Origin of the sequence: Paenibacillus sp. Marseille-P2973 (assembly GCF_018101095.1) — a bacterium.
Taxonomy (GTDB): domain Bacteria; phylum Bacillota; class Bacilli; order Paenibacillales; family Paenibacillaceae; genus Fontibacillus; species Fontibacillus vini.
This window is the reverse complement of the sequence record NZ_JAGQEH010000001.1, coordinates 639,955-653,184: the sequence shown is the minus strand read 5'-3', so window position 1 is coordinate 653,184 and position 13,230 is coordinate 639,955. Positions and strand designations below refer to the sequence as shown.

General features: G+C 49.3%; 7 protein-coding genes. 6 read left to right on the top strand and 1 reads right to left on the bottom strand.

Features of this window, described 5'->3' with window-relative positions; all coding sequences use genetic code 11:
- The first annotated feature begins 133 nt into the window (after window positions 1–133).
- The 3 genes from KB559_RS02875 (at window position 134) to KB559_RS02865 (ending at window position 3,211) form a co-directional block, all read left to right on the top strand.
- Window positions 134–565 (top strand): MarR family winged helix-turn-helix transcriptional regulator, encoded by a 432-nt coding sequence (locus tag KB559_RS02875; protein ID WP_211020065.1) that lies wholly within the window; start codon window positions 134–136, stop codon window positions 563–565.
- A gap of 24 nt (window positions 566–589) precedes the next feature.
- Window positions 590–2,206: a DHA2 family efflux MFS transporter permease subunit gene (locus tag KB559_RS02870; RefSeq protein ID WP_211020064.1), complete on the top strand. Its 1,617-nt coding sequence runs from the start codon at window positions 590–592 to the stop codon at window positions 2,204–2,206.
- 327 nt (window positions 2,207–2,533) lie between these two features.
- Window positions 2,534–3,211 carry a hypothetical protein gene (locus KB559_RS02865; protein WP_211020063.1) on the top strand — a complete coding sequence of 226 codons (678 nt, stop codon included), beginning with the start codon at window positions 2,534–2,536 and terminating at the stop codon, window positions 3,209–3,211.
- An 88-nt stretch (window positions 3,212–3,299) separates the two neighbouring features.
- Here KB559_RS02865 and KB559_RS02860 read toward each other — a convergent pair whose 3' ends face one another.
- Complete coding sequence (locus KB559_RS02860) at window positions 3,300–3,923, bottom strand: acetate uptake transporter (protein ID WP_211020062.1); 624 nt, start codon at window positions 3,921–3,923, stop codon at window positions 3,300–3,302.
- 241 nt (window positions 3,924–4,164) lie between these two features.
- Between KB559_RS02860 and KB559_RS02855 the strand changes: the two genes are divergently transcribed.
- The 3 genes from KB559_RS02855 (at window position 4,165) to KB559_RS02845 (ending at window position 13,177) form a co-directional block, all read left to right on the top strand.
- The gene (locus KB559_RS02855; RefSeq protein WP_211020061.1) at window positions 4,165–6,795 is read left to right on the top strand and encodes a winged helix-turn-helix domain-containing protein; all 2,631 of its coding nucleotides are present in this window, start codon (window positions 4,165–4,167) and stop codon (window positions 6,793–6,795) included.
- A gap of 223 nt (window positions 6,796–7,018) precedes the next feature.
- Window positions 7,019–12,007, top strand: a complete 4,989-nt coding sequence (locus KB559_RS02850; RefSeq protein ID WP_211020060.1) for an S-layer homology domain-containing protein — start codon at window positions 7,019–7,021, stop codon at window positions 12,005–12,007.
- Window positions 12,008–12,196: 189 nt separating this feature from the next.
- Complete coding sequence (locus tag KB559_RS02845) at window positions 12,197–13,177, top strand: formylglycine-generating enzyme family protein (RefSeq protein ID WP_211020059.1); 981 nt, start codon at window positions 12,197–12,199, stop codon at window positions 13,175–13,177.
- The last annotated feature ends 53 nt before the right edge of the window (window positions 13,178–13,230 follow it).

Here is a 13,230-nt window from a genome sequence, read left to right as displayed (position 1 = left end):
GCTTCCGATCCTTGTATATTAGTAAATGCTTTAATAATTTAGTTATAATTATTTCAGTAGTTTAACTAAAATTTTAACATAAATTCAGCAAGCGAGGTGCAATCGAAAAAAAGGAGTTATGGAGGGAAACAAGTTGGTACAAAGAGAAATGCTGCTTGAAGTAACCACGATGTTCGGAGCCTTGCTCAAAGGATTTTCGCAGAAGTGGAACAAGCTTGGCGCGGAATACAATCTAAGCTTTCCTCAATTTAAAATGCTGCATTTTCTGAACCGGACCGGACCTCAGAAGGTTTCACAATTGGCGGATACGTTAGGATTAACCTCAGCTGCTATCACAGGTATTACCGATCGCCTGCTGGCTGAAGGGTATGTCGAGAGAGAACGGGCAGTCAAGGACCGCAGGGTCGTTTTTATTACGATTACCGAAAAAGGAACGAATCTCCTCCAAGAGATTACCGAAAATCATGAGGAGGCGACCCAAACCATTTTTAATACGCTTGGGGATGAAGATATTAAGCATTTGAAGCGCATTTTTACGGCTATGCTTGACAACTTAGAAAAATAAAAACACAGAGGTGGAGATAGAAAAATGGAGCATTTGTCATTAAAACGCAAAGTGTCGATCATGATCGCCGTTATGGCAGCCATGTTCTTTGCGGCAATCAACCAGACGATTGTCAGTACCGCGATGCCGCGGATCATTGCTATCCTTGATGGCATGGATTATTACACCTGGACAATCAATATTTATTTGCTGACTTCCACGATCGCAACCGTACTTGTCGGTAAATTGTCCGATATGTTTGGGCGTAAGCCTTTTATATTGCTAGGGATCCTGTTGTTTATGATAGGGGCGTTCCTTACAGGTACTTCTTCCGATGTATTCCAATTCATTACTTACCGCGGGATCCAAGGGATTGGCGCCGGTATTATTCAATCGACGGCTTTTACTGCCGTAGGCGACCTGTTTGCTCCGCGTGAACGCGGCAAATGGATGGGTCTTATGACCGCAATCTTCGGTTTCTCCAGTGTTCTGGGCCCAACGCTTGGCGGATATCTGGTCGACAATATGGATTGGCACTGGTTGTTCTGGATCTTCTTGCCGCTCGGTATCGTCGCTTTCATTATGATTCTGACGTTGTTCCCGAAAATGGAACGCAAGCCTGGCGAAAGTATCGATTATCTCGGTTCCCTGTTCATGACTACGACGATCGTTCCGCTGCTGCTGGCGTTTTCGTGGGCAGGTACGCAGTACGATTGGGGTTCCGTCCAAATTCTCGGACTTCTCGCTGCAACTGTAATATCCGCAATTATTTTTGTATTCGTAGAATTGAAAGCAAAAAATCCGATTTTGCCTATGCATCTGTTTAAGAACGGCGTAGTTACCGTTTCTAACTTAATCGGTTTTATTATGAACTTCGGCTTGATGGGCGCGATGATCTACATTTCGTTCTTCGTTCAAGGCGTAATGGGTATTTCGCCGACTTATGCCGGTTATGTAACGATGCCTATGAGTATTTTCATGGTCGTTACAAGTGCAATAACAGGTCAACTCATTGCAAAACAAGGCAAGTACAAACGTTTTGCCCTGATCGGTGTGCCGATCATGATTCTGGGTATGGCGGTAATGGTATTTATGAACAGCGTCTGGATGGCCGTCGTGGCTATGATCATCTTCGGGATCGGCCTTGGATTGGGTATGCCGGTATTTTCGCTGGCAACACAAAATGCGGTTCCGCATAAAGAGCTCGGGGTTGTAACAGCTTCCACGCAATTGTTCCGTAACCTCGGGGGTACGATCGGTATTGCCGTCATGGGTACGGTTATGTCCAACAGCCTGACCAGTAACCTGAAGAGCGCAATGACCTCGTCCAGCGCTCCGGACATGAGCAAAATAGATCCGGAAATGGCGAAGCAACTGACGGCATTTGCGAACCCGCAAACGCTGATGAATAAGCCGTTGATCGAACAAACGCAGGCTAGTCTTCCAGCCGATATCAAGCCTTTGTTCACGCAAATGATCGCGGGAATCCGCGATGCGCTCGGCGATACGCTGTCCCATGTATTCTTGACAGGTACGCTTGTCTTGGTCGTAGCTTTCATATTGGTCTTCTTCCTGAAGGAGCTCCCGCTTCGCACTACGAACCAAGCGGCGCCAGCTGAAGCTGCGCCTGAGAATGCCAAAGAAGGCATCCCGGCACATTAAGTTTCAGGAGCTAAGATGCTAAGGATAGAATAGAGCAAGTAGTTATGTGAAATGTAGGGGTATCTCAGAAGGTCATAATTTGACCTGAAGGATATCCCTTGTTTTTTATTGACTGTTTGCATTAATATTTCGAAGTGAGTAATTCTTGACTTATAATAAGGTGTGGTATAAATTGTATTTCAAGGGAAATTTAACATTGTCATCATTTTAACCGACCAGGAGCCTTGCCCCTGGTCGGTTATTTTATGGAAGGTGATTCTCATATTCAAACGAAAAATGATCTTATTCATCTGTTTTTTAACGATGGTGACCGGGTTTTCTTTACTAGTGAATCACTTAACATCCGAAAAAAAAACTGTTGGAATTGAAACGATCAAAGACTATTTTGAAGAGGGAGGAAATATTTCCGGAAAAACGAAGGAGGAAAAGGCCGTATTCGCAGCACTGGACGAACTCATTTCCAGAACGAAGCGTACGGCAGAGAAAGAACTGCCGGAAAAGGAAAAAGAACTGGAGATGCTTAAATCCAATTTGATTGCAATATTAGATAAGGATAGCGGCAGCACCTTGTACATTCACCCTTCGGCGGAGAAAATAACAAAGGACTCTTTTCAGTTGTTAATTGTCGGGAACGGATCGTCGCACGGAATTTATGGAGGAGTAAGTTACGTTGGCGATAAAAAGTTGAATATGAAAAATATCAGACTTAAAATGCATAAGGTCGTATTTGACATACCCGTTGAGCCTTATTACCTGATCGAGGAATCGAGAGGAGAAAAAGTGAATGAAAGATACAATTTCATATTGGACTCGACTCAGTTGTGGGTAGTCAGACGCGGAATAAAGTCAGGTGATCTCGAGATTACAATCGAAGGTGAAGAGAAAGATGTCGACATTTCTATTAGCGAAAATGAATTACAGGCCACAATTGAAGTTCTTGAAGTGTATGATGCGATGAGAGAGGTTGAGTATTTGAAGGAATTATCGGCAGATCAGGAAGAATAATTGATTTTATATAAGGTGAATTAATAACAAAGCCGCCTAATTGCGCGTATCGGAGCGCTTAGGCGGCTTTGTTTTTTTGTATTGCGGCTTAGTCCCGTGCTTTGAAAATGCCAAAGGGGCGGCCTACCGGCAAAAATACCCGGCCAAAGTGAACGTTCAGTACCGCTGCACCGGCGCCGTAGAGCGAGAGCAGGCCGATGCCCATTTCTGCATAAGCCGCCAGACTATGAAACAACTCCGGGGCGATCCCGAATGCATCGAAGGAAAGGCCAAGGAACAACAGGTCGATCAAGACGAAAATGAAGAACAGGACCTTATGCGTCTCCATAGCGCCGATGGTCATAAATAGCGTAAATATGAGATATCCGGCAAACGCAAAGCCGAGCTGCTTGCCGTCCACGCCTGCTGCCAGCTCCGGGCCCAATACGCCAAGCTTGATCAGCCAGCTGGTACCCATAGCAAACCAGAAGAAGGCGTACGCGCCAAATGCGGTCATACCGAATGTGTTGTTATGTTTGGCATCTTGAATGCTGGCGAACAGCTGGGCGAACGCTCCGAGGAAAATCGCCCAAGGAATGGCGTAGCTCAAACCGTCTGTGATTCCTAGCTTTTGGGAAGAGGCGACCAACGTTACGATTGCCAGTCCAAACAGGCCGATTCCGCTAGGATCGGCCGTCATGATTTTTACGTGTGTAGATGATGCGTTTTGCATAGTTCAGTCAAAGCCTCCAGAAGATCATTTGCTTCTCATTCCGCCGATACCGGAATGAATACTGATGTATTGTAATGGATTTGGGAGGGTTCGTACAGTGTATAAAATTACAATTGCGCTTAAAGGCACTTATTCTCGTTGAATCAGAACCGAAAGGATGAGAGGGAATACTCCTGGAAAAGGGATTGTTTTGTAGTAAAATAGTAGTATAATGCGGCATGATTTAGGAGAGATGCATTCAATGTTTAACGATCCATCCGTACATCGCCATTGGCTCGATTTCATGATCGTTCCTTCGAAATTCGAACTACCTGAACTCCCGGAAGGTTATGTCAAGAGGACGAGGCTGGACAAAAAATTGCATGGAGCTCACCAACGGCGTCTGACCGTTATTGTAGGACCTCCGGGCTCGGGGAAAACAACGTTGATCAGCGGGTGGGCAGGAAGCCATTCTTCTCCGGTCGCCAGCATCACGCTGGAGGAAGCGGACAATCATCTGCTACGTTTCTGGCTCCAGGTTATAGCCGCGCTGCAACGGGTTACCCCTGGTCTTGATGCCGGGTTGACCGAACGATTTATCGAGCAATTCATGCAGCAGCCAGGACGGGCATTGAGCGAGCTCATTAATGAGTTTTCCAAGCTGTCGGCACCGGTAACACTCGTGTTGGACAACTATCATGTCATCGAAATGGACGAAATTCATAGCATGCTGACGGAATGGATTAAGAATATGCCTCCCCATCTTCATTTGGTGCTTGTCAGCCGCATCGAGGTGAAGTTGAAGCTGCCTAAAAGTGCGATGTACCGGATCGCTTGGCCTAGTCTGGCATTTACCCCGGCAGAAGCAAGACGGTTTTGCCATTCGCTGAAGCTTCGAATTTCTAATCAGCAGCTGGAAAATTTGATGGTGCAGACGGAAGGCTGGGCCCTTGGACTAAGAATGCTTGGAACCTCCGGTTGGTCCGAAGAACAATCATCCGAAGCAATGCCGAACCAAACAGAACTTCAGTTAGACTCTAAGGCAGACCATATTACCGTTTGCAGCCGGATGATGGATAAGGTGATGCTCAGATTATCTCAGGACGCCGTTGCCTTTTTACTCCGCACGTCGATCCCTGAGCGGATTAACGAGGAGCTCTGCAAGGAATTGGCGGGAACCGATCAAACCGCCGGGCTGCTAGCAGAGTTGGAGCGGGAGAATTTGTTCTTTCAGCGAGTGAGCGACGCCAACGGAACATGGTATAAGTATCACCCGCTTATAGCCCAAAAACTGCGCGATATGCTGCATCGGGAGGATGCCCGATTATGGCGGTCACTTCAGCGAATAACGGGCCGCTGGCTCGAGGACAGCCATTATCCGATGGAAGCGATGGAGCACTATCTAAAAGGCGAATGTTATGATGAAGCGGGACGATTACTTGAAGTGTTGTTTAACCAGTTTATCCTGCAAGAGGCCTGGACGCTTCGTAGCTTCTTCTCCAGAATTCCGGAGGAGATCATTCAAACCCGGCCGAAGCTGTATTTATCGTTTCTCTTCTTTGCCGCAAGCGAGCAGGATCCGGCCCGTACGCTGGAACAGCTTGATTCGGTGGAGCGAAGGATCGCTTCCGGCGAAGGAGGGCTAAGCGCAAACAAACGGGAGTATTCCATGCGCGTGATTAAAGTCATGCGTGCTTACGTATGCATTTTCAAAGGGGATATGGAAGGCCTTGCTTATCATTTAAATGATTATCTGGATATTGGCTTTTCGCCGACGGATGAAATCTTCACTTACATTGACTATGAGATGCATCATTTCTCCAGGTTAAGAAGCTTTCCGGGAATCACCGGGTATCTGCAACAGGCGGAAAAAGGTTTCGATCCGATCATGGCCCGATGGCAAAACATCCGATGTTATAACACAGCTTATTATGCGATCGGGTACGCAGAGCTTCTCTATGAACGGAATCGGCTGCGGGAATCGGAGACGTTTGCCGAGCTTGCCATTTCAATCGGGGAGGAGCTGGAGCAACCCGCGTTAATGGTTCCGGCGGCGATTGTACAAAGCCGCATTGATTATGGCAGGAACCGGTTCCATCAGGCGGTCCAGGGAATACGCGATATTAGTCAGCGCCTAAAGGGCAAGGAAAGCCAATATTGGATGCCGATATTGGACGCATGCGAAACAAAACTTCAGCTTCAGTCGCCAGAAGGTGAAGCAGACGCGGGAGCAAGGTATCTGAAGGATTATCCGAAACCTCCCGCGGAGCTTCGCGGTTGTAATGAAATGCTCTGCGCGCTGGTTTATGCGCGGGCGCTGATCTCAATCGAACAGGATGGCGAGGCTCGCGCCTTGCTGAAACGAATTCAGAAGCAATCCGCGGAGCAAGGGCGGTTAATGGAACAGCTTGAGAGCCATGTCCTGTTGGCACTCCTTTACGCAAAGCAAAACAAGGCAACTCTGGCGTCGAGAACTTTCGGAAAAGCGGTTCTTTTGTCGGGAGCGGAAGGTCACCTCAGAATTTATATTGATGAAGGGGAGGATCTTCGAAGAATCGCGGAGCATTACCGGCAAACGAGGCATGATTACAAAACGGAGGAGAGACAGGTTTCCGTCCGATATATTGACCAGATTTTATTTGCTTTTGAAGCGCAGTCTTCTGCTGGCGGCCAGGCTTCGGATATAGGCCGGAACCCTCTCAGCGCTATGGAGCGGGAGGTTCTTCGCGGAGTGTCGAGAAGCTGCTCCAGTAAGGAAATTGCAGCTTCGCTCGGTGTAAGCACGGGAACGGTCAATACGTATATTCAAAGAATTTTTACAAAGCTGGAGGTAAACAAGCGCAAGGATGCGGTACTGACGGCTTACAGACTGGGCTGGCTGGATCAAGAATAGTCATTCGGGTGAAAACCCCCACAAAAATATAGACAATTTCCTGATATCGAAGCAAGAATGCGGGGATTTGTATATATTTTTAGGGGGTTTTTTTACTATTTAAAAACTTTAAAATTAAATATATTAACGCAGAAGGAGGGAGTTAGACATATTTCTTAAGAATGATAGACGCTTGACGAATCTTGGCGCAAAAAGAGTTTTCCTCTTGTGCGGGGTTCTGGTTATGCTATTTAGCCACCTTGGACCTGGAGACAAGGCGCTGGCCTTCCCGGATACGGACAAGCATTGGGCCGGGCAACAAATTCAGGACGGGGTGTCAAGCGGCTGGGCAAACGGGTATCCGGACGGAACCTTTCAGCCGGACCGGGCGGTGACGCGCGCCGAAGCAGCTGCATTGATCAATCGGGCGCTCGGAATTCCGGGTGATCTGGGTGCCGATTTGACAGGATATCGCGACATGCATCAGGGAAGCTGGGATTGGGGTCCTCTTTCAACGGCGGTTGCGGCCGGATACATGAGCGGATATGATGACGGGACGTTAAGATCGGGCCGGGAAGTCAGCCGTCAGGAAATGGCGGTCATGCTGGCGCGTGTTGCCGGTCTGTCTGAGGATGGAAATAACGATGCCTCGATCACATTTACGGACTCGATTCCTGCATGGAGTCAAGGCGCAATCAAGACTGCGGTAAACGAGAGCTGGATGCAAGGGTATCCGGATGGCAGTTTTCAGGCGCAGAAATCCTTGACTCGAGCTGAGGCCATCGTGATTCTGGGGCGTTTTATCCAAGGAGAATCCTGGCCACCCCGGGAAACCCGCTATATGACAAGCGGCGTCTATGGTCCGGATACAGGGCGTCAGAATGTGGGGGGCAGCGTGACTGTCGGTTCCAGCGGAGTCGTCTTGCAGAACATGACGATCGCCGGTGATCTGACGATCACGGAGCAGCTTGGAGAAGGCGAGGCGGAACTTCGGGGCGTTGTAGTAACAGGAAAAGTTATTATCCAAGGCGGCGGGGAGAACAGCATCGTCCTTCAGGATAGCGAGATTCCGGAACTGGCCGTTCATAAAAAGAACGGAAAAGCCGTGCGGGTTTTGGCTACAGGAACTACAACCGTCGGACAAGCAAATATTCTGTCCAGTGCGATATTGGAAGAACATGATCTGACGGGTCCCGGCTTCAAGGAAGTTCGGATGCCAAAGGATTTGATCCTGAACAGCTTGGTCCGGCTCCGCGGGCATTTTGAAACGGTCGCCGTTCATTCCTTGGGAGCGATCCTTGAACTGGAATCCGGACGGATCGGATTGCTCGACATTGCTGGTGAGGCGCGTAACACCCGTATTTCGCTTCTGGCCGATACCGGGGTGGATGTTGCGAGAATCGGCGGTCCGGTTGAATTTAGTGGACAGGGAAGAATAGCGAATGCGGAAATAAAGGCGGAAGGCATTAAGTTTGACCGAAAGCCGGATCGCGTGAGCTGTGTATCGGGGATTAACCATGCTTTGTGCGTAACTAGTGCAGGTAGCTTCAGCTCCGGTTCGGGTTCTTCCGGAGGAGGAAACTCAGGGGAAGGAAATCAGCCCGCAACCGTTACTGCTTTGGTGTACGAACCGGAAACGGTCTTGCTTACGCAACCCGGAGATGCGTTGCAACTGAAACTAAGCGCACAATGGAGTAACGGGAACATGACGGACGTTACAAGTTCCGCGAAGTGGAACTCCCGAAATCCGGGCATCGTCACGGTAAGCGAGACCGGGTTAATCACCGCTGTGGAAGATGGTCTTACGGTAATTGAAGCGAGCTATGGAGGACTTCGGAGAGAAATCCCCGTCCGGGTAACCGGCGAGATCATACCGCCGGAAACTCCGACCGTGACGGAATTGGTATACCAGCCGAAAAGGGTCTTGTTGACTGCTTTTGGGGAGCAAGCCCCGATTCAGTTGACCGCCGTATGGAGTGACGGTACGTCCAGCGACATTGTCAGTGAAGCGTCTTGGCGCTCGCTGGATACGAAGGTGGCAACTGTCAGAAGCAATGGCGTGATCGAAGCGGCTGGGGAAGGATCCACAAAGGTGGAAGCTTCTTATAAAGGTCTAACTGTTTCCATACTGGTTGATGTGGTGCTGAATCCCCAGATGGGAGAGGCCAAGACGGTGACGGCTGAAATAGCCAATTTCGCTCCGTCCGCAGGGGCATCCAACACGCTCGATCTTATTGTTAAGCGTGCGGATGGAAGTCTCGATACAAGCTTTAGCGGTATAAAGAAGGTGACTTTGAGCCTGAGCGGACCTATCCGCGGTTCCATCTATGGATTCGGTACCTGGAATGGGGAGCAAATGATGCAAACCACTCATGAGTCTGAGGTATCTTTCCATGAAGGGAAGGCAAACGTAAATCTCGCGTTATTTAAAGCCGAACCGCATACGCTCACCATTCATGTGGAAGATGTTGCCGATCCGGAAGCCGTTCTGCATGTCACCCCGACAGCCGTGGAGCCTGCTCGCATGCTTGTGAGTAAGCAAGAGACGGAAGGAACCGCCAAGTCGGGCATGTTGTTCTTGAATCTGGCTGTCGACTTGCTGGATCGCTATGATAATTTGGCTGTGAATCCAGCAGTCCAAGTGAAGGTCTCCGTGAACGGTACCAGTTCGGGCGGTCAGGATCTTGTAGGTAACAGCAGGGTTACTTCAGTAAATGGGCGGGCGGTGTTTGAAGATTTGTACGGCCGGGGTGTGGGGAATTTGGTTCTCGACATTACGGCGGACGGTCTGCCTCGCTATGAAGCGCAGCCTATTCTGATTAAAGCTCCGTTTGCGGGAAGCGGCACGGCGAGGGATCCTTATCAGGTCGGCTCCGCCGAGCTTTTGAATGAGGTGCGTTATTATATGAGTGCTTCATTCAAACAAGTGGCCGATATCGATTTATCCTCCTACAGTTCAGGCGAAGGCTGGGCCCCTATCGGTGAAATTAACGTCAGGAACAACACTCAATACGCTAATCCCTTCAAGGGTTCTTTCGACGGGGGCGGTTATGCCATCTCAAATATGAATATCAAAGCTGAACGGAACTGGCTTGGGTTGTTCGGATATGTTAATGAGGCCAGTCTGAGCGATATCCATCTAAAGAATGTCTTTGTGGAGGGTACGATTTATATCGGAGGCCTGATCGGTCAGGCGGATCAGAGTCTTATCACCGGCAGCTCCGTAGAAGGTGAAGTTCGCGGAATTTCTGTTTTTGGCGGGCTGGTTGGCAGAGCTTCAGGTGGTTCGATTCATAGCTCATCCGCCCTCGTGAGCTTGGCAGCTACGAAGGCATCGTCTTCCGTAGTTATTGGTGTAAACGGCGGGATCGGCGGATTGGTAGGTAACGGGTTCAGCGTAGCGATCACCGACTCCTACGCGGAAGGCTCTATACTCACGGATGACTATGATTACTATAGCGGCATCGGAGGCTTGGCCGGTACCTTAAGCGGATTTACAACGAATCCGAGCTCAGTAGAGAAATCCTACGCTAATTTTGATATGCAGATCCAACACGGCTCCACAGCCGGGGGTTTGGCAGGAAGCATTATTAATAGTAAATTGATCAATAATTATGCGTTGGGGAAGCTGGTTATCGGTTCTTCGAATTATCATCAAGGAGCAGGCGGATTAGTAGGTAATAGTATCGAGAGCATTATACAATCCTCTTATGCCGCCGTTAAGATTGCAGCCGATCCGACCCAAGTGACGGGCGGGCTCGCAGGCAAGACGGATGCAAAGACTGACGTCCTGGACAGTTATTATGACAGCGAGGTATCGGGTCAAAATGATACGGGCAAGGGAGTGCCTGCAAATACAAATACGATGAACATGTATTCGACTTATACGGGATGGGATTTCCAGAGCGTCTGGTCCATCACCAACGGCTGTGGGTATCCTTTTTTATCCTGGCAAAAGAAGGATCCTTCATCCTTAGCCTGTTTTCAGGTGCGGCTGCTTGAAGAAGGCGTAAAGACGGAAGGCGAGAGGTTTCAACTCCGGATTACCGGGGCGAAGGATTCAGCAGGACGTGCTTTGACTGGTTACGTTGTCGTCTATGTGTATTTGAATACGACTTCTTCGGCTCCGATCTATTCGGGTCAGGTCGAACCCTTTGTAAACGGAGAACGAACGATGGACCTGGCAGTCCATGAATCGGGTCAGGTCCGTCTCATCATCCGCATCGCTAACGTAAGCGGTTCGCAATCCTTGGATGTTGAATTGGCACCGCACCCGTTCGATGGAGGAAAAGGGACTTCGGAGGATCCGTATCTGATCAGCAAGGCGGAGCAATTGGACAAGCTGCGGAATTTCTCAACTTCCTATTTTAAAATGACGAGAGATATCGACCTGAATGTCGCACCTTACAATTCAGGTGCGGGCTGGGTGCCGATCGGCGATGATTCCGTGCAGTTTCGGGGGGGACTGGACGGGAACGGATACGCGATCCGCGGGTTGAAGATCAATAACACAGCGGCTATTCCAACCGGATTGTTCGGCAGAACCCAAGGTGCGAAAATTCGCAATTTGCAGTTGACCGATGTGGATATCACTACGACCGCTCCACGAACGGGCGGTCTTGCCGGATACTTCTTCGCGGGTCAGATTGAAAACGTCTCCGTTCAAGGCAGAATTACTTCAACCGCAGATAAAGCGGGCGGGGTGGCAGGCATTCTTACCGCAGATGCCAAACATATCGAGACAGATGTAGCATTAAAGGGGAATTTTGATGTCGGAGGCATAGCCGGCGTGCTTGAAGTCGGCAAGATCATTGAATCTTCCTCTTCAAGAGGCAGTGTGGAGGCGTCCTATGTGAATGCCGGCGGTCTTATCGGAAACGCGATGCCGAACAGTATCATCCGCAATGCTTACTCGTTAAGCGAAGTAAAGGCGGACAACAATGCCGGAGGCATTGCCGGCAGAGCGTGGGGCTTGGTTGAAAAGTGCTACGCAGCAGGCCCGTTGCAAGGAAATGCTTCTATAGGCGGAATCGCTGGAGGAGGCACCGGAAGCACCATTACCGACTGCTATTACGATAGCGCCGCAACTGGTGTTACTAATGTAGCCGGCGGCGACCCGAAAACTCCGGAAGATATGAAGAGCCAGGGAACCTATGTGAACTGGGATTTTACGAATGTGTGGGTGATCACGGAAGGCGCAGGATATCCTGTGCTGCGGTGGTTTGCTCCTTAAAGGGTTAAATGTAAGTTGGGAGGCCAGCCCTTGGTGGGGCTGGCTTCTTTCATATGTAATTGAATCATTCTATAAAAACTTAATTTCGTTTTGAAAAAAAGTGTTATAATGAAGCTGAAATCAAAAAAACACTGATATTGTATTCACATCCACTTAGAGCAGGGATCATCGCAGATTGGAGATTTGAATATGGCAGATAACTTTAAAGCTTGCTGCTCAGCCAGTCGTCATCAAGTCAAGGTCAATGGTTCCCTCGATGGATCGTCCCAAGTGAAGAAATCGATCCAAGCATCGACCGGGAAGAAAGACTTATCGGGTATGATTCTTATCGAGGGAGGTCCATTTCTGATGGGGACGGATGATAAGGAAGGCTTCCCGTCGGATGGAGAGGGACCGGTTCGGGAAGTGACAGTCTCTTCCTTCTATATAGAAGCGACAGCGGTTACAAATGAGCAGTTCGCGCTCTTTGTAGAAGATACCAACTACGTTTCGGAAGCGGAGCGTTTCGGCTGGTCTTACGTCTTCCATTCTTTCGTTTCCGAAGAAACAGGCAAGAAGGTTACCCAAGTGGCAACTCAAACCCCTTGGTGGTGGGTCGTAGAAGGAGCGGACTGGCGTCACCCGGAAGGCCCCGATTCTCATGTGAAGGAGCGGCTGGATCATCCGGTTGTTCATATGTCCTGGAATGATGCCGAAGCTTATTGCCGCTGGGCCGGCAAGCGTCTTCCGACAGAAGCGGAGTGGGAGTATGCTGCCCGGGGAGGACTTGTCCAGAAACGATATCCTTGGGGGGACGAATTAAAGCAAGGCGGAGAACACCAATGCAATATTTGGCAAGGGAAATTCCCCGACAAGAATCATGCCAGCGACGGTTATGCAGGCACGGCTCCTGTAAAATCCTACCGGCCTAACGGTTATGGCCTTTACAATATGTCGGGAAATGTATGGGAATGGTGCGAGGATTGGTTCGCGCCTGACTATCACCGGTCTTCCGATTCCGTAAATCCGCGAGGCCCGGCAAGCGGTGTGGCAAGGTCGATGCGCGGCGGATCCTATTTATGCCATAAATCTTATTGTAACCGCTATCGTATCGCGGCCCGAAGCAAGAATACGCCGGACAGCTCTTCAGGGAATATCGGGTTTCGGTGCGCAGCGGATGTTATAAAGTAAATCCGTTGAGGAAACTCACTGAAGCTATAACTTGTATCGTCTAGTATTTCATC

What these genes read in the sequence shown, in the direction of transcription:
- KB559_RS02850 (WP_211020060.1), top strand. Translation starts at nt 7,019, where the DNA reads ATGCTATTTAGCCACCTTGGACCTGGAGACAAGGCGCTGGCCTTCCCG.
- KB559_RS02845 (WP_211020059.1), top strand. Translation starts at nt 12,197, where the DNA reads ATGGCAGATAACTTTAAAGCTTGCTGCTCAGCCAGTCGTCATCAAGTC.
- KB559_RS02855 (WP_211020061.1), top strand. Translation starts at nt 4,165, where the DNA reads ATGTTTAACGATCCATCCGTACATCGCCATTGGCTCGATTTCATGATC.
- KB559_RS02860 (WP_211020062.1), bottom strand. Translation starts at nt 3,923, where the DNA reads ATGCAAAACGCATCATCTACACACGTAAAAATCATGACGGCCGATCCT.
- KB559_RS02870 (WP_211020064.1), top strand. Translation starts at nt 590, where the DNA reads ATGGAGCATTTGTCATTAAAACGCAAAGTGTCGATCATGATCGCCGTT.